This window comes from Streptomyces sp. P9-A4 (genome assembly GCF_036634195.1).
Lineage (GTDB): Bacteria > Actinomycetota > Actinomycetes > Streptomycetales > Streptomycetaceae > Streptomyces.
Map to the genome: position 1 here is coordinate 1,735,299 of NZ_JAZIFY010000001.1, position 15,977 is coordinate 1,751,275.

Sequence of the window (15,977 nt, forward strand, 5' to 3'; positions counted from 1 at the left end):
GGGGCGTCAGCAGCCGTGGTCGATCAGGTCGAACGACGCGTAGTGGTCGGAGGTGTAGTAGTCCTCGTCCGCCGCGTTCCCGGTCACGATCCGGCGGGCGCCCCGGGTGGAGACGTTCGGGGTCTTGACCGTGTACTCGTGGTAGTAGCCCAGCGTGTGGGAGGGCAGGACGCCTTCCCGGTTCTGGAAGACGGAGCCGTCCTGGCTGTACGGGAAGGGCCCGCCCGCGTCGATGAGGCGCAGCGTCGTGTACGCCTGGCTCGGCAGGGCCGAGTAGCAGATGTCCCCGACGGAGGCGGTCGCCGCGACGGTGGTCACGACGGCGGCGGGCGCGGGGGCCGGCGCGGCGGTGGCGGGGGCGCCGAGGAGGAGGGAGGACAGGAGGGCGGTGGCGACACCGCCGGCGAGGGTGAATCGAGGGGGGATTCGCATGACTACGACGATGACGCGCGTAGATCCCGCCGGGAAGGCCGACGGGCCTCAATTCTCCGGACGTTAACCCCTTCCCCGCGAACGTGGGGATCCCGTGTGCGGCGCGGGGATCGCGAGGACCGGGAGGACCGGGAGGACCGGGAGGACCGGGAGGACCGGGAGGAAGCCCCGCATGCCGGAGGCGACGGGGAGCCGGCGACGGTCACCCGTATCCAGGCCGGGGCGACCGACCGCCGACGCCCCGCGACCGGACGCCTCACCGAAGAGGGCCGGACACCCCCGCCGGCGTGATCCGAGAGGCAGCTCTTAGGCCCCGTACACCTTGCCCGGCGGCTCCGCCTCCGCGAGGAGTTCGCGGGCCGTCTCGCCCGCCTCCGCCGGGGTCCGGCGTCCGCCCTTGTCCGCCGTCGGGCCCGGACGCCAGCCCTCCATGACGGTGAGCCGGCCGCCCTCGGACTCGAAGACCCTGCCGGTCACACCCTCGGAGGCGGCCGAGCCCAGCCACACCACCAGCGGTGACACGTCCTCGGGCAGCGCTTCGAGCCCGTCGAAGACCTGCTCGGTCATCCGGGTCCTGGCCGACGGGGCGATGGCGTTGACCTGGACCCCGTAGCGGGCCAGTTCCGCCGCCGCGACCAGGGTGAGGCCGACGATCGCGGCCTTGGCCGCCGCGTAGTTGCCCTGCCCGACGCTGCCCAGGAGCCCGGCGCCCGAGGTGGTGTGGACGATCCGCGCCACCGGTGTCCGTCCGGCCTTCGCCTCGGCCCGCCAGTACGCGGCGGCGTGCCGCAGCGGCAGGAAGTGGCCCTTGCCGTGGACCCGCATGACGGCGTCCCAGTCCTCCTCGTCGAGGTTGACGAGCATCCGGTCGCGCAGGAAGCCGGCGTTGCTGACGAGGGTGTCGAGCCGCCCGTACGTGTCGAGGGCGGTCGCGACGAGGGAGGCGGCGCCCTCGGTGGTCGCGATGTCGCCGCCGTGCGCGACAGCCTCGCCGCCCGCGGCCCTGATCTCCTCGACGACCGCCGCCGCCGGGCTGTCGGGCCCGGGGCGGCCGTCGAGGCCGACTCCCAGGTCGTTGACGACGACCCGGGCGCCCTCGGCGGCGAAGGCGAGCGCGTGCGCCCGTCCGAGCCCGCGTCCGGCTCCCGTCACGATGACCACGCGACCCTCGCAGATCCCCATGTCAGCTCTCCTTGTTGGCGGTTGCGGCGTCCAGGAAGGCGGGGCGTTCGCCGCCGCCGTGCACGAGGAGCGAGGCCCCCGAGACATAGCCGGCCCGGCCGGAGGCGAGGAAGACGGCCGCCTCCCCGATCTCGTCCGGTTCGGCGAGCCGGCCCAGCGGTACGGTCCGGCCGACGGCGGCGATCCCGTCCTCGTCGCCGTAGTGCAGATGGGACAGTTCGGTCCTGACCATGCCGAGGACGAGGGTGTTGACCCGTATCTCGGGGGCCCATTCGACGGCCATGGAGCGGGCCAGGTTCTCCAGGCCCGCCTTGGCCGCGCCGTAGGCGGCGGTCCCCGGGGAGGGCCGGGTGCCGCTGACGCTGCCGATCATGACGACCGCGCCGCGCGAGGCGCGGAGCAGCGGGCGGGCGGCGAGGCTGACGGTGAGCGGGGCGGTGAGGTTGAGTTCGACGACCCGCGCGTGGCGTTCGGCCTCGCCCTCGCCGAGGAGTCGGTACGGCGTGCCGCCCGCGTTGTTGACGAGCGCGTCCAGCCGTCCGTACCGCTCGGCGAAGGCGGTGAAGAACTCCCGTACGGCGGTGGGTTCTCGCAGGTCGAGCGGGTGGAAGTCGGCGGTGCGGCCCTCCGCCGCGACCGGTGTGTCCGGGGGTCTGCGGGCGCAGACGGCGACCCGGGCGCCGGCCCGCAGAAAGGCGCGTGCGATGCCCGCTCCGACGCCTCGGGTTCCGCCGGTGACGAGCACGACCCTCCCGTCCAGCTCCATCGGCTGCTACCTTCCTCCTCAAGAGGTTACCTAACAAACGTTTGGTGGAAAGGTAGCTGATCCACTCATGGGTGTCTGCACCTCGCGCCCCGCTCCGGGCGTGGCCCTGGTCACCGTCGACTTCCCCCCCGTCAACGCCCTGCCCGTCAAGGGCTGGTACGCGCTCGCCGACGCCGTCCGCACGGCCGGCCGCGACCCCGAGGTCCGCTGTGTCGTCCTCACCGCCGAGGGCCGCGGCTTCAACGCGGGCGTCGACATCAAGGAGTTGCAGCGCGACCCCGGGCACACCTCCCTGATCGGCGCCAACAGCGGCTGCGCCGAGGCCTTCGCCGCCGTCTACGAGTGCGAGGTGCCGGTGGTGGCCGCGGTCGCCGGGCACTGTCTGGGCGGCGGCATCGGGCTCGTCGGCAACGCCGACGCGATCGTCGCCGCCGAGGACGCCGTCTTCGGTCTGCCCGAGCTGGACCGGGGCGCCCTCGGCGCCGCCACCCATCTCGCCCGGCTGGTCCCCCAGCATCTGATGCGGACGCTCTACTACACCTCGCGGACCGCGACCGCCGCCGAACTGCACGCCCACGGCTCGGTGTGGCAGGTGGTCCCCCGCGCCGGTCTCCTGGACGCCGCCCTCGGGCTCGCCGGGGAGATCGCGGCGAAGGACGGCAGCCTGCTGCGGCTCGCCAAGGCCGCGCTCAACGGCATCGACCCCGTGGACGTACGGCGCAGCTACCGCTTCGAGCAGGGCTTCACCTTCGAGGCCAATCTGAGCGGGGTCGCCGACCGGGTCCGCGACACCTTCGGAAAGGAGAACTCCCCGTGACGGACAAGACCATGACCCCCGAGGACGTGGTGGGCCGGCTCCGCTCCGGCATGACGATCGGGATCGGCGGCTGGGGCTCCCGGCGCAAGCCGATGGCCCTGGTCAGAGCGCTGCTCCGGTCCGAGATCACCGATCTCACGGTGGTCTCGTACGGCGGCCCCGACATCGGCCTGCTGGCCGCCGCCGGCCGGATCCGACGGCTCGTCGCCCCCTTCGTGACCCTGGACTCCATCCCCCTCGAACCCCACTTCCGGGCGGCCCGCGAGAACGGCTCCCTCGAACTCACCGAGTACGACGAGGCAATGTTCATGTGGGGCCTGCACGCCGCCGCCAACCGGCTGCCGTTCCTGCCGGTGCGCGCCGGGCTCGGCTCCGACGTGATGCGGGTCAACCCGGGCCTGCGGACCGTCACCTCGCCCTACGAGGACGGCGAGGAGTTCGTCGCCGTCCCCGGCCTGCGGCTCGACGCGGCCCTCGTCCACGTCAACCGCGCCGACCGGCTCGGCAACGGCCAGTACCTCGGCCCCGACCCCTACTTCGACGACCTCTTCTGCGAGGCCGCCGACACCGCGTACGTCTCGTGCGAGGCGATCGTCGACGGCTTCGGGCCCGACACCGTGCCCCAGACCCTCCTGATCGGCCGCCACAGCGTCACCGGCGTCGTCGAGACCCCGAACGGGGCGCACTTCACCTCCTGCGCCCCCGACCACGACCGCGACGAGCCCTTCCAGAAGCTCTACGCGACCACTCCCTGGCCCGAGTTCGCCGAGCGCTTCCTCTCGGGCAAGAGCGAGAACGACTACCAGGCGGCCGTACGGGCCTGGCACGACGAGCGCGAGGAGCAGCGGACGTGACGACGGAAACGACGACGGTGATCAGCCGGGCCGAACACTGCCTGATCGCCTGCGCCGAGGCCTGGCGCGACAACGGCGAGGTGCTCGCCAGCCCGATGGGCCTGATCCCCTCCTTCGGTGCCCGCCTCGCCAAGCGCACCTTCTCCCCCGACCTCCTCCTCACCGACGGCGAGGCCCTGCTCGTCGGCCTCGACGGGCAGCCCGAGGGCTGGCTGCCGTACCGCAGGCACCTCACCATGGTCACCGGCGGCAAGCGGCACGTGATGATGGGCGCCAGCCAGATCGACCGGTACGGCAACCAGAACATCTCCTGCATCGGCGACTGGGAGCGCCCCACCCGCCAGCTCCTCGGAGTGCGCGGGGCGCCGGTCAACACCCTGAACAACCCGGTGAGCTACTGGATCCCCAAGCACTCGCCCCGGGTCTTCGTCGAGCGCGTCGACATGATCAGCGGCGTCGGCTACGACCATGCCGTCGGGCCCTACCACCGCCTCCCCCGGGTCGTCACCGACCTCGCCGTCCTCGACTTCGAGACACCCGGCCACGCGATGCGGCTCGCCTCCGTCCACCCGGGCGTCACCGTCGAGGAGGTCCGCGCGGCCACCGGCTTCGACCTGGTGACCGGCGACGAGGTGCCGTACACCCGGGACCCCACGGCCGAGGAGCTGCGGCTGATCCGCGAGGTCATCGACCCGCGCGGGCTGCGGGACCGCGAGGTCGCGCCCCGATGAGGACCGCCCTCACCGAGCTGACCGGTGTCCGCCACCCGATCGTGCAGACCGGGATGGGCTGGGTCGCCGGTCCCCGGCTCGTCTCCGCCACCGCGAACGCGGGCGCGCTCGGGATCCTCGCCTCCGCCACCATGACCGTGGACGAACTGCGCGCCGCCGTCCGCGAGGTGAGGTCCCGCACCGACCGGCCCTTCGGGGTGAACCTGCGCGCCGACGCGGGGGACGCCCGGGAACGGGTACGGATCATCGTCGACGAGGGCGTACGGGTGGCCTCCTTCGCCCTCGCCCCGTCCCGCGACCTGATCGCCGAGCTGAAGGACGCCGGGGTCGTCGTGATCCCGTCCGTGGGCGCCCGGCGGCACGCCGAGAAGGTCGCGGGCTGGGGCGCGGACGCCGTCCTCGTGCAGGGCGGCGAGGGCGGCGGGCACACCGGGGAGGTCGCCACGAGCGTGCTGCTGCCGCAGGTGGTGGACGCCGTCGGCATCCCGGTGATCGCGGCCGGCGGCTTCCACGACGGACGGGGCCTGGTCGCCGCCCTCGCCCACGGGGCCGCCGGCATCGCCATGGGCACCCGCTTCCTGCTGACCTCCGACTCGACCGTGCCGGACGCGGTCAAGGCCCGCTATCTGGCCGCCACGGTCAAGGACGTCACCGTCACCACCGCCGTCGACGGGCTGCCGCACCGGATGCTCCGCACCGAACTCGTCGCGTCCCTGGAGGACGCCGGCCGGGTCCGGGCCCTGGCCCAGGCCGTCCGCAGGGCCGCCGGCTTCCGGCGGCTGTCCGGGCTCTCCTGGCCGGCGATGGTCCGCGACGGCCTCGCCATGCGGCACGGCAAGGACCTGTCCTGGAGTCAGGTGCTGCTCGCCGCGAACACCCCGATGCTCCTGCGGGCGTCCATGGTCGAGGGCCGCACCGACCTCGGCGTGATGGCCGCGGGCCAGGTGGCGGGGGTCATCGAGGACCTGCCCAGCTGCGAGGAGCTGGTCGGCCGGATCATGGCGGAGGCCGCGCAGGTGCTCCGCACGCTCCCCCGCCCCGAGTCGTAACCCCGCTCGACGCTCTCCCACACCCCTGAGCCGCAAAGGAGTCCGGCCGTGCACCCGTCTCGACGCGCTCTGCTCACCGCCACCGGGGCCACCGCCCTGCTGACCGCCCTGCCGACGGAGGCGCTCGCCCGTCCCCGGCCCGCACCCGAGGGCCGTCCCCGGTCCGTGCCCGCCATCCGGCAGATCCCGCTCCAGGGCGCCGTCAACGTCCGTGACCTGGGCGGCTACCCCACGTACGACGGAAGCCGTGTCCGCTACGGGCTCGCCTACCGGGGCGACCATCTCGCGAAGCTCACCGACGCCGACCTGACCACCCTCGCCGGGCTCGGCCTCGGCACCGTGGTCGATCTGCGGATCCCCACGGAGGTCGGCTACGACGGCGCCGACCGGCTGCCCTCGGGACCGGTCCCGGTCTCCCGGCCGATCACCGACAAGGGCTTGTTCGGACAGCTGCTCGCCGCGATCGGCTCCCGGGACCCGGTGCGCCAGGAGGAGATGCTCGGCGGCGGACGCGCCGCCGCCTTCATGTGCGAGGTGTACCGCACCTTCGTCACCGACCCCGCGAACCGGGCCGCCTTCGCGGCGACCCTGCGGGACCTCGCCGACCCCCGCCGGGGGCCGCTGCTCGTGCACTGCACCTCGGGCAAGGACCGCACCGGCTGGACCGGCTGGCTGCTGCTCACCCTGCTCGGAGTCCCCGAGAAGCTCGCCCGCGCGGACTACCTGGCCTCCAACACCTTCCGCGCCGCGTACGACGCGCGGCTGCGGGAGGGGCTGAAGCAGGGCGGGCTGATGCGGAACCCCGAGCTGATCGTGCCGCTCCAGGAGGTGCGGGCGGAGTACCTCGACACCGCCCTGGAGCAGCTGCGCAGCTCCTACGGGAGCGTGCTCCGTTACGTGTCGGTCGGCCTCGGCCTGGAGTTCCGCGAGCTGCTGGCGCTGCGCGAACGGCTGGTGCCCGGGGCCTGACGCCCGGCGCGACCCGCACCGGCACCCGCGGCGGCACCACGCCCGCCGCCCGTGCCGGAGCCCCGGCCGGAGCCGGAGCCACGCCCCGTACCCCCGGCGGAACCGGCGGCGCGACCCGCACCGGCACCGGCGGAGCGACCGCCCGTGCCCGAGCCCGAGGCGCCGGAGCGCCCGGAGCCGGAGCCCGTACCCGTCGTCCCGCCGGCCGGAGCCGGACGGCGGCGACGGCGGTTGCCGCTGCCCGAGCCGGCGCCGCCGCCCGCCGCCTTGCGCGGCGGGGTCGGCTGCGGCGTCTCGACGACGACCGGGACGCCCGAGGGCTCCCGCGCGCCGGTCAGCTCGACGAGCTGCTCGTCGCTGGACTTGATCTGCGCCATACGGGGGCTGATGCCCGCGTTCGTCATCAGCCGGCCCATGTCGCGCTTCTGCTCGGGCAGGACCAGCGTGAAGACGCTGCCGGACTCACCGGCGCGGGCGGTGCGGCCACCGCGGTGCAGGTAGTCCTTGTGGTCGATCGGCGGGTCGACGTTCACGACCATGTCGAGGTCGTCGACGTGGATGCCGCGCGCCGCGACGTTCGTCGCGACGAGCGTGGTGACCTGGCCGCTCTTGAACTGGTCCAGGGTCCGGTTGCGCTGCGGCTGCGAGCGGCCGCCGTGCAGTCCGGAGGCCCGTACGCCGTTGGCGAGGAGCCGCTTGACCAGCCGGTCCACGGACCGCTTGGTGTCCAGGAAGAGGATCGTCCGGCCGTCGCGGGCCGCGATCCGCAGCGTGACGGCCTTCTTGTCGGTCTCGTCGGCCACGTACAGGACGTGGTGCTCCATCGTGGTGACGGCGCCGGCCGAGGGGTCGACGGAGTGCACGACCGGGTCGTCCAGGAACATCTTGACCAGCCGGTCGATGTTCCGGTCCAGGGTGGCCGAGAACAGCAGCCGCTGCCCGCCCGGCTCGACCTGCTTCAGCAGCTTGGTGACCTGCGGCAGGAAGCCCATGTCGGCCATCTGGTCGGCCTCGTCGAGGACGGTGACGGCGACCTGGTCGAGGCGGCAGTCGCCCCGGTCGATGAGGTCGTGGAGCCGGCCCGGGGTGGCGATGAGGATCTCGGCGCCGCGCCGCAGGGCGGAGGTCTGCCGGCTGATCGACATGCCGCCGACGACCGTGGTGATGCGGAGCCGCAGCGCGGAGGCGTACGGGGTGAGCGCGTCGGTCACCTGCTGGGCGAGCTCGCGGGTGGGCACCAGGACCAGCGCGAGCGGCGCGCCGGGCTCGGCGCGGCGGCCGGCCGAGCGGGCCAGGATCGCGAGCCCGAAGGCGAGGGTCTTGCCGGAGCCGGTACGCCCCCGGCCGAGCACGTCGCGGCCCGCGAGGGAGTTCGGCAGGGTCGCGGCCTGGATCGGGAACGGCTCCGTGACGCCCTGCTCGCCCAGGATCCGCAGCAGGCCCTCGGGCATGTCGAGGTCGGCGAAGGACTCCACCGCGGGGAGCGCGGGGGTCACCGTCTCCGGCGGCGTGAACTCGCTCGGGGGCGGGGGTGCGGTGGGACGACGGCCACCGCGGGAGGCCTTCGGCTGTGACGAGGACTTCGCCTGGGAGGTGCGGGGGCTGCGCTTGTGGGGGCGCTCGGAGCGGGTCATGCGTGCCTTTCTGGCCGGTGCTCGCGGCACAGCGGGGGCCCGCACCTGCACGGTGCGGGCCCCGGCTGCTCTACCCGGAACACGCGATACGGGCCCCGGCTGTCTTCTCGCTGTATCCAAGGAACAATAGTGCGCCTCGGGACCTTCCCGCCCCGCCCGACCGATGCCAGGACGGATCCGGCCTGACCAGCGACGTGCGACGTGGGCGACCTCACAGCTCCCGGCGGCCGCGGGAGGCGCCCGCGACGGCCGTCACAGCCGTTCGATGATCGTCACGTTCGCCTGTCCGCCGCCCTCGCACATCGTCTGGAGGCCGTAGCGGCCCCCGGTCCGTTCCAGCTCGTGGAGAAGGGTCGTCATCAGCTTCACCCCGGTCGCGCCGAGGGGGTGGCCGAGGGCGATGGCGCCGCCGTTGACGTTGACCCGGGCCGGGTCCGCGCCGGTCTCCTTGAGCCAGGCGAGGACGACGGGCGCGAAGGCCTCGTTGATCTCGACGAGGTCCATGTCGTCGATGGTCAGACCGGTCTTCTTCAGGGCGTACGCGGTGGCCGGTATGGGGGCGGAGAGCATCCGGATCGGGTCCTCGCCCCGTACGGAGAGGTGGTGGATCCGGGCCCTGGGGGTCAGCCCGTGCTCGCGTACGGCCCGCTCGCTCGCGAGCAGCATCGCCGCGGCGCCGTCGGAGACCTGGGAGGAGCAGGCCGCGGTGATCGTGCCGCCCTCGACGACGGTCTTCAGGCCGGCCATCTTCTCCAGGGTGGTGTCCCGGCGCGGGCCCTCGTCGGCGGTCACCTCGCCGTAGGCCACGGTCTCCCGCTCGAAGCGGCCCTCGTCGATCGCGCGCAGTGCCCGCTCGTGCGAGCGGAGGGCGAATTCCTCCTGGTCGCGGCGGGTGATGCCCCATTTCTTCGCGATCAGTTCGGCGCCGTGGAACTGGTTGACGGGCGCGTCGCCGTACCGGGCGCGCCAGCCCTCCGAGCCCGCGTAGGGGCCCTCGGTCAGGCCGAGGGGTTCGCCGGCCTGCCGGGAGGCGAAGGCGATCGGGATCATCGACATGTTCTGGGTGCCGCCGGCCACGACCAGGTCCTGGGTGCCGGACAGGACGCCCTGGGCCGCGAAGTGCACGGCCTGCTGGGAGGAGCCGCACTGGCGGTCGATGGTGACGCCGGGGACCTCCTCGGGGAGGCCGGCCGCGAGCCAGGCCGTCCGGGCGATGTCGCCGGCCTGCGGGCCCACGGTGTCGAGGCAGCCGAAGACGACGTCCTCGACGGCGGCGGGGTCGATGCCCGACCGTGCGACGAGGGCCTTGAGGACGTGCGCGCCGAGGTCCGCCGGATGGACGGAGGCCAGTCCTCCCTTGCGCCGGCCCACCGGGGTGCGGACCGCTTCGACGATGTAGGCCTCGGCCATGACAGATCCTCCAGACGTCTATGTACGTACGGCGATGCCGTCCAGGACCATCGACAGGTACTGGCGGGCGATCTCCTCGGGGCTGTGCAGTCCGCCGGGCCGGTACCAGGACGCGGCGACCCAGACGGTGTCGCGGACGAACCGGTAGGTGAGGCGGACGTCGAGGTCGGCGCGGAAGACCCCGGCGGCGACGCCGCGTTCCAGGGTGCCGAGCCAGGCCTTCTCGAACTTGAGCTGCGAGTCGGTGAGGTAGTGGAAGCGGGGCTGGTCGGTGAGGTGCCGGGACTCCTTCTGGTAGATCGCGACGGCGGCGCGGTGCCGGTCGATCTCGCGGAAGGACTCGGTGACGAGGGCCTCGATGGTCTCGCGGGGGTCGAGCCCGGCGGCGAGGACGGCGTCGTATCCCTCCCACAGCTCGTGCAGGAAGGTGGAGAGGATCTCGTCGAGCATCGACTCCTTGGAGTCGAAGTGGTAGTAGAGGCTGCCGGCGAGCATGCCGGCGGCGTCCGCGATCTTGCGGACGGTGGTGGCGTTGTACCCCTGGGCGGCGAACACCTCGGCCGCCGTGTCGAGCAGTTCGCGGCGCCGCTCGGGCGCGGCGGCGTTCACCTGGTTCTTCTTCTTGGTCGTCGGCACGCTTCCATTCTGGTCCTAGGCGCGCTGGCTGCTGACGGAGACGGTCTCCCCGGTCATGTAGGAGGAGTAGTCGCCGGCGAGGAAGACGATGACGTTGGCGATCTCCCAGGGTTCGGCGTGGCGGCCGAAGGCCTCGCGGGCGGTGAGTTCGTCGAGGAGTTCGGTGGTGGTGACCTTGGCGAGGTGGGGGTGCATGGCGAGGGACGGGGCGACGGCGTTGACGCGGACGCCGTACGCGGCGGCCTCGACGGCCGCGCAGCGGGTGAGGGCCATGACCCCGGCCTTGGCGGCGGCGTAGTGGGCCTGTCCGGTCTGGGCGCGCCAGCCGACGACGGAGGCGTTGTTGACGATCACCCCGCCGGTGCCGGCGTCGCGGAAGCGGCGGAGCGCGGCGCGGGTGGAGCGGAAGGTGCCGCCGAGGGTGACGTCGAGGACGCGGTTCCACTGGTCGTCGGTCATGTCGGCCAGCTCGGCGGTGCCGCCGAGGCCGGCGTTGTTGACGATGACGTCCAGGCGTCCGTGGAGCCGTTCGGCGGTGTCGTAGAGCGCCTGGACCTGGTTCTCGTCGGTGACGTCGCAGGGCTGGGAGGCGACGGCGCCGGCGCCGAACTCGGCGGCGAGCGCGGCCTCGGTCTCCTTGAGGCGCCGGGCGTGGGCGTCGCTGACGAGGACGCGGGCGCCCTCCTCCAGGAAGCGGCGGGCGGTGGCGCCGCCGATGCCGGCCCCGGCGGCGGCGGTGACGACGGCGGTCCGGCCGGCCAGCAGGCCGTGGCCCGGCACGTAGGGGGGCGGTGGCTGCTTCCCGGTCACGGTCGCGGCTCCTTCGGGAGGCCGAGCACCCGCTCGGCGATGATGTTGCGCTGGATCTCGCTGGATCCGGCGTAGACGGTGTCGGCGCGGGAGAAGAGGAACAGCCGCTGCCAGTCGTCGAGTTCGTACGGGGCTCCCGCGGCGAGGGTGGCGGCGGGCCCGCACACCTCCATGGCGAGTTCGCCGAGTCCGCGGTGCCAGTGGGACCAGTAGAGCTTGGCGGCGGAGGGGTCGGTGCCGCGCAGGGCGCCGGCGCGCAGGGCTTCCAGTTCGGCCCAGGCACGGACGAGCCGGTCGCGGATGTCGGGGTCGGCGGCGGCGCCGTTGCGCCGGGCGAGGGCGACGAGGGCGTCGAGTTCGCGGCGGAAGCCGACCTGCTGGCCGAGGGTGGAGACGCCGCGCTCGTAGCCGAGGGTGGCCATGGCGATGCGCCAGCCGTCGCCGGGGGCGCCGACGACGTGGGCGGCGTCGGTGGTGGCGCCGTCGAAGAAGACCTCGTTGAACTCGCTGGTGCCGGTGAGCTGGACGATGGGCCGGATGTCGACGCCGGGCTGGTCGAGGGGGACGAGGAGGTAGGAGAGTCCGGCGTGGCGGCGAGCGCCGGGCCCGGCGAGGGGTTCGGTGCGGGCGAGGACGAAGCACCACTGGGACTCGTGGGCGAGGGAGGTCCAGATCTTCTGGCCGTTCACCACCCACCGCCCGTCCTCCAGGGTCGCGCGGGTGCGGACGGCGGCGAGGTCGGATCCGGCGCCGGGTTCGCTGTAGCCCTGGCACCAGAGTTCCCGGGCGGCGCGGATCGGGGGCAGGAAGCGGGCCTTCTGCTCCTCGGTGCCGTGGTCGATGAGGGTGGGGCCGAGGAGTTGTTCGCCGATGTGGTTGACGCGGGCGGGGGCGTCGGCGAGCGCGTACTCCTCGTGGAAGGCGATCTGTTCCTCGATGCTCGCGCCGCGTCCGCCGTACTCCTTCGGCCAGCCGACGCAGGTCCAGCCATGGGCGGCCAAGTGCCTTTCCCAGGCGAGCCGTGCGGTGAAGGCCTCGTGCTCGCGGCCGGGTCCTCCCCGGCCCTTGAGGGCGGCGAAGGAGCCGCTGAGGTGGGTCTTCAGCCAGCTCCGTATCTCCGCCCGGAACTCCTCGACGCTGCTCATGGCCGTACGTTAACCTACCAAACACTTGTTAGGGAACGGGTGAGGGCGGGGTGACCGATGGATCTCTCGTACACACGGACCGAGGAGGCCTTCCGGGCGGAGGCCCGGGAGTGGCTGCGGGAGCACGTCCCCGCGACGCCGCCGCCCTCCCTCGAAACGGCCGAAGGCTTCGCCGCCCACCGCGCCTGGGAGGCCGAACTGGCCGCCGCCCGCTGGTCGGTGGTCTCCTGGCCCGAGGAGTACGGGGGCCGGGGCGTCGACCTGGCCCGGTGGCTGGTCTTCGAGGAGGAGTACTGGGCCGCGGGGGCGCCCGGCCGGGTCTCGCAGAACGGCGTCCAGCTCCTCGCTCCCACCCTCTTCGACCACGGCACCGATGAGCAGCGGGCCCGGATCCTGCCGTCCATGGCGACCGGGGAGACGATCTGGGCGCAGGCCTGGTCGGAGCCCGAGGCCGGCTCCGACCTGGCGTCGCTCACCTCCCGCGCGGTCCGCACCGACGGCGGCTGGCTGCTCTCCGGGCAGAAGACCTGGTCGTCCCGGGCCGCCTTCGCCGACCGGGCCTTCGGCATCTTCCGCAGCGACCCGACGGCGGACCGGCCCCACCGGGGTCTCACCTACCTGATGTTCGACCTGCGGGCGCCGGGGGTGACCGTACGGCCCATCGGACGGCTCGACGGGAAGCCGGCCTTCGCCGAGCTGTTCCTCGACGAGGTCTTCGTCCCCGACGAGGACGTGATCGGCGAGCCCGGCCAGGGCTGGCGCATCGCGATGTCCACCACCGGCAACGAGCGGGGCCTGATGCTCCGCTCCCCTGGCCGCTTCCTCGCCGCCGCCGACCGGCTCGTGGGGCTCTGGCGGGCGGAGGCCGACCCGGAGGACACCGCACTGCGGGACCGGGTCGCGGACGCGGTGATCGGGGCGCGGGCGTACCGGCTGTTCACGGCGGGGGCGGCGGCCCGGCTGGCGGCGGGCGGCCCGGGGGCCTCCGCGGGGGCCGAGTCGAGTCTCAACAAGGTCTTCTGGTCGGAGTACGACCTCGCCCTGCACGAGACCGCACTCGATCTCCTGGGCGCGGACGGCGAGCTGACGGACACCGCGTGGGCCGAGGGGTACGTCTTCTCCCTCGCGGGCCCTCTCTACGCGGGCACCAACGAGATCCAGCGCGACATCATCGCCGAGCGGCTGCTCGGCCTCCCGAAGGGGCGCCGCTGATGGCCTTCCTGCCGACCGAGGAGCAGCGGGCCTTCGCCCGCTCCCTGGACGCGATGCTGACGGCCGCCGGCACCCCGGCGGTGGCACGGGCCTGGGCGGGCGGCGACCCGGGGCCGGGGCGGGCGCTGTGGGGGCGGCTCGCGGAGGCGGGGGTGTTCGCCCTCGCGGTGCCGGAGGCGTACGAGGGAGTGGGGCCGCTCCCGGTCGAACTCGCCCACGCCCTGGTCGAGTGGGGCCGCCACGCGGTGCCGGGTCCGGTGGTCGAGACGGTCGCGTCGGCGGTCCTCCTCGGCGAACTGGCCGGGCTCGGCGAGCCGGGCCCGGCGAAACGGCTGCTGCCCGGCCTGGCGAGCGGCGAACGGACGGCGACACTGGCGATGACCGGGCACGGGACGGAGTCGGTACGAGGCTGTGTGCCGTACGCCCTCGACGCCGACCGGGCGGACGCGGTGCTCGTCGTACGGGGCGAGGAACTGTGGCTGGCGCCCGGCCACGGGCCGGTCCGGGTCTCCGCCGACCCCGCCCGGCGCCTGGCGCGCCCGGCGCCCGGCGGGGAACTGCTCGCCGAGGGACCGGCGGTGGCCGTCGCGGCGGCGCGGGCCCGGCGCTGGGCGATGCTGGCGACGGCGGCGCAGTCGCTGGGCGTGGGCCTGGCGCTGCTCGACCGGACGGTGGCGTACGCCCGGCAGCGCACCCAGTTCGGCACCCCGATCGGCGCCTTCCAGGCGGTCAAGCACCGGCTGGCCGACACGCTGCTGGTCCTGGAGTTCGCCCGGCCGCTGCTGTTCGGGGCGGCGGTGGCGCTGACGGCCGGGGAGGACGCGGACGTACGGAGGGCCGACGGCGCCCTGGCCGCCGCGAAGGTCACGACAGGCGAGGCCGGCTACACGGCGGCCCGCGCGGCCCTCCAGATCCACGGCGCCGTCGGCTACACGGAGGAACTGGACCTGTCCCTCTGGCTGCGCAAGGCCCGGCCGCTGAGGGACGCGTGGGGAAGCCCGGCGGCGTGCCGGGCGGCCGTCCTCGACGCGTACTCCTGAGGCCGGGCGCGGCGGGGCTACGCGTCCTCGCGCGGTGGGCTCTCGTCGTTGCCGCGCCGGAGGACGCGCGTCGGACCGGTGGCGGTCCAGGTGTGGAGGACGATCTCGTCGCCGTCCACCCAGGTCCGTACGACCTCGGTCGGCTCCACCCGGAAGAGGTGGAACGGCCGGGGCGCGCCCGCCTCGGCCGCGTACCGGTCCACGGTCGCCGGGTCGGTGACCTCCACCGCCCGCCCGGAGACCCGGACGTCCCCACCGCCCATGTCGGTGCCCGCGCCGGGGTTGGCGAGCAGCGCGAAGCGGGGGTCGCGGCGCAGGTCGAGGGCCTTGCGGGAGTTCGGCATCATGCCGAGCCACAGCTCACCGAAGCGGAAGTCCGCCTCGATGCCGCTGAGCCGGGGCGAGCCGTCCTTGCGCACGGTGGCGAGGGCGTGGTGGGTGTACTGCCCGAACCGTTCGCGGACGGTCGCGGCGAGTCCGGGTTCGGCGGCCTCGAAGGCCGACCAGCCGGTCGTCGGGTCATCGGTGTCTCCCATACCTCCCAGGAAACACCGGATACCCGACATCCACTGTCCGGATTACTCCGGATGTCGCCGGACCACGGCGCCCCGCCGGACCGCGTCAGACCGTGGCGGTCGCGTCCCGCTCCGCCTGGCTGCGCTCCACGCAGAACTCGTTGCCCTCGGGGTCCGTGAGGGTCGCCCAGCCGGTGCCGTCCGGGTTGCGGTGGTCCTCGAACAGAGTGGCGCCGAGGCCGAGCAGCCGCTCGACCTCCTCGTCACGGCTGCGGTCCTGCGGCTGGAGGTCGAGGTGGACGCGGTTCTTGACCGCCTTCGGCTCGGGGACCCGGATGAAGAGGAGGTTCGCGCCGGGCGACTCCACCAGCGCCTCCGGGTCACCGGGCTGGTCGTCGTCGGAGAGCTTGGCCTCCAGGGCCCCGGCCCAGAAGGTGGCGAGCGCGTAGGCGTCGGCGCAGTCGATGGTCACGTGTCGTACGAGAGAACTCATGGCCGCATGATTGCCCGGGGGCCCGGCCGGGGGCCACTCGTTTTCCGGCGCTCGGAGGGCCCGTTCACGCGCGTCCGCCCGGCGGGTTCAGGACGACCGGACGATGCCCTGGGCGCGGCCGAGGCCCGGCTGCTGGTGGCGGCGGAGGCTGCACACGGGCATGTTCCACGGCTTCCTGGGCGGCGCGGGCCTCCTCCCGGAGGCCCGCAGGGCCCGGGACGGGGCCGCCGCGTGGCCGAACGGTCTGGGCCGAGAGGCCCGGAAACGCGCCGCAGCACCCCC

17 protein-coding genes and 1 pseudogene are annotated in these 15,977 nt (G+C 73.9%); 8 read left to right on the top strand and 10 right to left on the bottom strand.

Going from position 1 to position 15,977, the window contains the following annotated elements; genetic code table 11:
• Positions 1–6: 6 nt before the first annotated feature.
• A complete protein-coding gene (locus V4Y03_RS07775) occupies positions 7–432 on the bottom strand; it encodes a ribonuclease domain-containing protein (protein WP_332434442.1) in 426 nt (141 codons plus the stop codon).
• Between the two features lie 96 nt (positions 433–528).
• On the opposite strand from V4Y03_RS07775, the gene V4Y03_RS07780 reads away from it, so the two are divergent.
• On the top strand, positions 529–723 hold the full coding sequence (locus tag V4Y03_RS07780; RefSeq protein WP_332434443.1) for a hypothetical protein: 195 nt from the start codon (positions 529–531) through the stop codon (positions 721–723).
• Positions 724–738: 15 nt separating this feature from the next.
• Here the strand turns inward: V4Y03_RS07780 and V4Y03_RS07785 are convergent, their stop codons facing one another.
• On the bottom strand, positions 739–1,614 hold the full coding sequence (locus tag V4Y03_RS07785; RefSeq protein ID WP_332434444.1) for an SDR family oxidoreductase: 876 nt from the start codon (positions 1,612–1,614) through the stop codon (positions 739–741).
• 1 nt (position 1,615) lies between these two features.
• Positions 1,616–2,380, bottom strand: coding sequence for an SDR family oxidoreductase (locus V4Y03_RS07790; protein ID WP_317877631.1), 765 nt, complete (start codon positions 2,378–2,380; stop codon positions 1,616–1,618).
• Between the two features lie 67 nt (positions 2,381–2,447).
• Here V4Y03_RS07790 and V4Y03_RS07795 point away from each other — a divergent pair, with 67 nt between their 5' ends.
• The 5 genes from V4Y03_RS07795 to V4Y03_RS07815 are packed head-to-tail and all read left to right on the top strand — an operon-like array spanning position 2,448 to position 6,800.
• Complete coding sequence (locus tag V4Y03_RS07795; protein ID WP_317877632.1) at positions 2,448–3,197, top strand: enoyl-CoA hydratase family protein; 750 nt, start codon at positions 2,448–2,450, stop codon at positions 3,195–3,197.
• Complete coding sequence (locus tag V4Y03_RS07800; protein WP_317877633.1) at positions 3,194–4,051, top strand: CoA transferase subunit A; 858 nt, start codon at positions 3,194–3,196, stop codon at positions 4,049–4,051. Before V4Y03_RS07795 ends, V4Y03_RS07800 begins: the two co-directional genes overlap by 4 nt.
• Entirely contained in the window at positions 4,048–4,782 is a 735-nt protein-coding gene (locus tag V4Y03_RS07805) for a CoA-transferase subunit beta (protein ID WP_332434445.1), read from the top strand. The genes V4Y03_RS07800 and V4Y03_RS07805 overlap by 4 nt, the downstream gene beginning before the upstream one ends.
• Positions 4,779–5,831, top strand: coding sequence for an NAD(P)H-dependent flavin oxidoreductase (locus V4Y03_RS07810; RefSeq protein WP_332434446.1), 1,053 nt, complete (start codon positions 4,779–4,781; stop codon positions 5,829–5,831). Before V4Y03_RS07805 ends, V4Y03_RS07810 begins: the two co-directional genes overlap by 4 nt.
• Before the next feature lie 48 nt (positions 5,832–5,879).
• A complete protein-coding gene (locus V4Y03_RS07815; protein ID WP_332434447.1) occupies positions 5,880–6,800 on the top strand; it encodes a tyrosine-protein phosphatase in 921 nt (306 codons plus the stop codon).
• On the opposite strand, the gene V4Y03_RS07820 is transcribed toward V4Y03_RS07815, so the two are convergent.
• The 5 genes from V4Y03_RS07820 to V4Y03_RS07840 all read right to left on the bottom strand — a co-directional run bounded on the left by V4Y03_RS07820 (position 6,725) and on the right by V4Y03_RS07840 (position 12,435).
• Positions 6,725–8,434: a DEAD/DEAH box helicase gene (locus V4Y03_RS07820; protein WP_332434448.1), complete on the bottom strand. Its 1,710-nt coding sequence runs from the start codon at positions 8,432–8,434 to the stop codon at positions 6,725–6,727. The two genes, V4Y03_RS07815 and V4Y03_RS07820, sit on opposite strands and share 76 nt — an antisense overlap.
• A 252-nt stretch (positions 8,435–8,686) precedes the next feature.
• On the bottom strand, positions 8,687–9,844 hold the full coding sequence (locus tag V4Y03_RS07825; RefSeq protein WP_317877769.1) for an acetyl-CoA C-acetyltransferase: 1,158 nt from the start codon (positions 9,842–9,844) through the stop codon (positions 8,687–8,689).
• 18 nt (positions 9,845–9,862) lie between these two features.
• Positions 9,863–10,480, bottom strand: coding sequence for a TetR/AcrR family transcriptional regulator (locus V4Y03_RS07830; protein WP_317877770.1), 618 nt, complete (start codon positions 10,478–10,480; stop codon positions 9,863–9,865).
• Positions 10,481–10,495: 15 nt separating this feature from the next.
• The gene (locus tag V4Y03_RS07835; RefSeq protein WP_317877771.1) at positions 10,496–11,290 is read right to left on the bottom strand and encodes an SDR family oxidoreductase; all 795 of its coding nucleotides are present in this window, start codon (positions 11,288–11,290) and stop codon (positions 10,496–10,498) included.
• The gene (locus V4Y03_RS07840; protein ID WP_332434449.1) at positions 11,287–12,435 is read right to left on the bottom strand and encodes an acyl-CoA dehydrogenase family protein; all 1,149 of its coding nucleotides are present in this window, start codon (positions 12,433–12,435) and stop codon (positions 11,287–11,289) included. Before V4Y03_RS07840 ends, V4Y03_RS07835 begins: the two co-directional genes overlap by 4 nt.
• Positions 12,436–12,492: 57 nt before the next feature.
• Between V4Y03_RS07840 and V4Y03_RS07845 the strand changes: the two genes are divergently transcribed.
• Both V4Y03_RS07845 and V4Y03_RS07850 read left to right on the top strand, forming a co-directional pair.
• Positions 12,493–13,647 (top strand): acyl-CoA dehydrogenase family protein, encoded by a 1,155-nt coding sequence (locus tag V4Y03_RS07845; RefSeq protein WP_317877773.1) that lies wholly within the window; start codon positions 12,493–12,495, stop codon positions 13,645–13,647.
• Positions 13,647–14,687: an acyl-CoA dehydrogenase family protein gene (locus V4Y03_RS07850; protein WP_332434450.1), complete on the top strand. Its 1,041-nt coding sequence runs from the start codon at positions 13,647–13,649 to the stop codon at positions 14,685–14,687. Before V4Y03_RS07845 ends, V4Y03_RS07850 begins: the two co-directional genes overlap by 1 nt.
• Before the next feature lie 17 nt (positions 14,688–14,704).
• On the opposite strand, the gene V4Y03_RS07855 is transcribed toward V4Y03_RS07850, so the two are convergent.
• Both V4Y03_RS07855 and V4Y03_RS07860 read right to left on the bottom strand, forming a co-directional pair.
• Entirely contained in the window at positions 14,705–15,223 is a 519-nt protein-coding gene (locus tag V4Y03_RS07855; protein ID WP_317876684.1) for a pyridoxamine 5'-phosphate oxidase family protein, read from the bottom strand.
• A gap of 100 nt (positions 15,224–15,323) precedes the next feature.
• Positions 15,324–15,695 (bottom strand): annotated as a pseudogene (locus tag V4Y03_RS07860) (VOC family protein); the annotation flags it as partial.
• Between the last annotated feature and the right edge of the window lie 282 nt (positions 15,696–15,977).

What these genes read in the sequence shown, in the direction of transcription:
- V4Y03_RS07795 (WP_317877632.1), top strand. Translation starts at nt 2,448, where the DNA reads ATGGGTGTCTGCACCTCGCGCCCCGCTCCGGGCGTGGCCCTGGTCACC.
- V4Y03_RS07785 (WP_332434444.1), bottom strand. Translation starts at nt 1,614, where the DNA reads ATGGGGATCTGCGAGGGTCGCGTGGTCATCGTGACGGGAGCCGGACGC.
- V4Y03_RS07840 (WP_332434449.1), bottom strand. Translation starts at nt 12,435, where the DNA reads ATGAGCAGCGTCGAGGAGTTCCGGGCGGAGATACGGAGCTGGCTGAAG.
- V4Y03_RS07790 (WP_317877631.1), bottom strand. Translation starts at nt 2,380, where the DNA reads ATGGAGCTGGACGGGAGGGTCGTGCTCGTCACCGGCGGAACCCGAGGC.
- V4Y03_RS07775 (WP_332434442.1), bottom strand. Translation starts at nt 432, where the DNA reads ATGCGAATCCCCCCTCGATTCACCCTCGCCGGCGGTGTCGCCACCGCC.
- V4Y03_RS07845 (WP_317877773.1), top strand. Translation starts at nt 12,493, where the DNA reads ATGGATCTCTCGTACACACGGACCGAGGAGGCCTTCCGGGCGGAGGCC.
- V4Y03_RS07850 (WP_332434450.1), top strand. Translation starts at nt 13,647, where the DNA reads ATGGCCTTCCTGCCGACCGAGGAGCAGCGGGCCTTCGCCCGCTCCCTG.
- V4Y03_RS07820 (WP_332434448.1), bottom strand. Translation starts at nt 8,434, where the DNA reads ATGACCCGCTCCGAGCGCCCCCACAAGCGCAGCCCCCGCACCTCCCAG.
- V4Y03_RS07810 (WP_332434446.1), top strand. Translation starts at nt 4,779, where the DNA reads ATGAGGACCGCCCTCACCGAGCTGACCGGTGTCCGCCACCCGATCGTG.
- V4Y03_RS07825 (WP_317877769.1), bottom strand. Translation starts at nt 9,844, where the DNA reads ATGGCCGAGGCCTACATCGTCGAAGCGGTCCGCACCCCGGTGGGCCGG.
- V4Y03_RS07855 (WP_317876684.1), bottom strand. Translation starts at nt 15,223, where the DNA reads ATGGGAGACACCGATGACCCGACGACCGGCTGGTCGGCCTTCGAGGCC.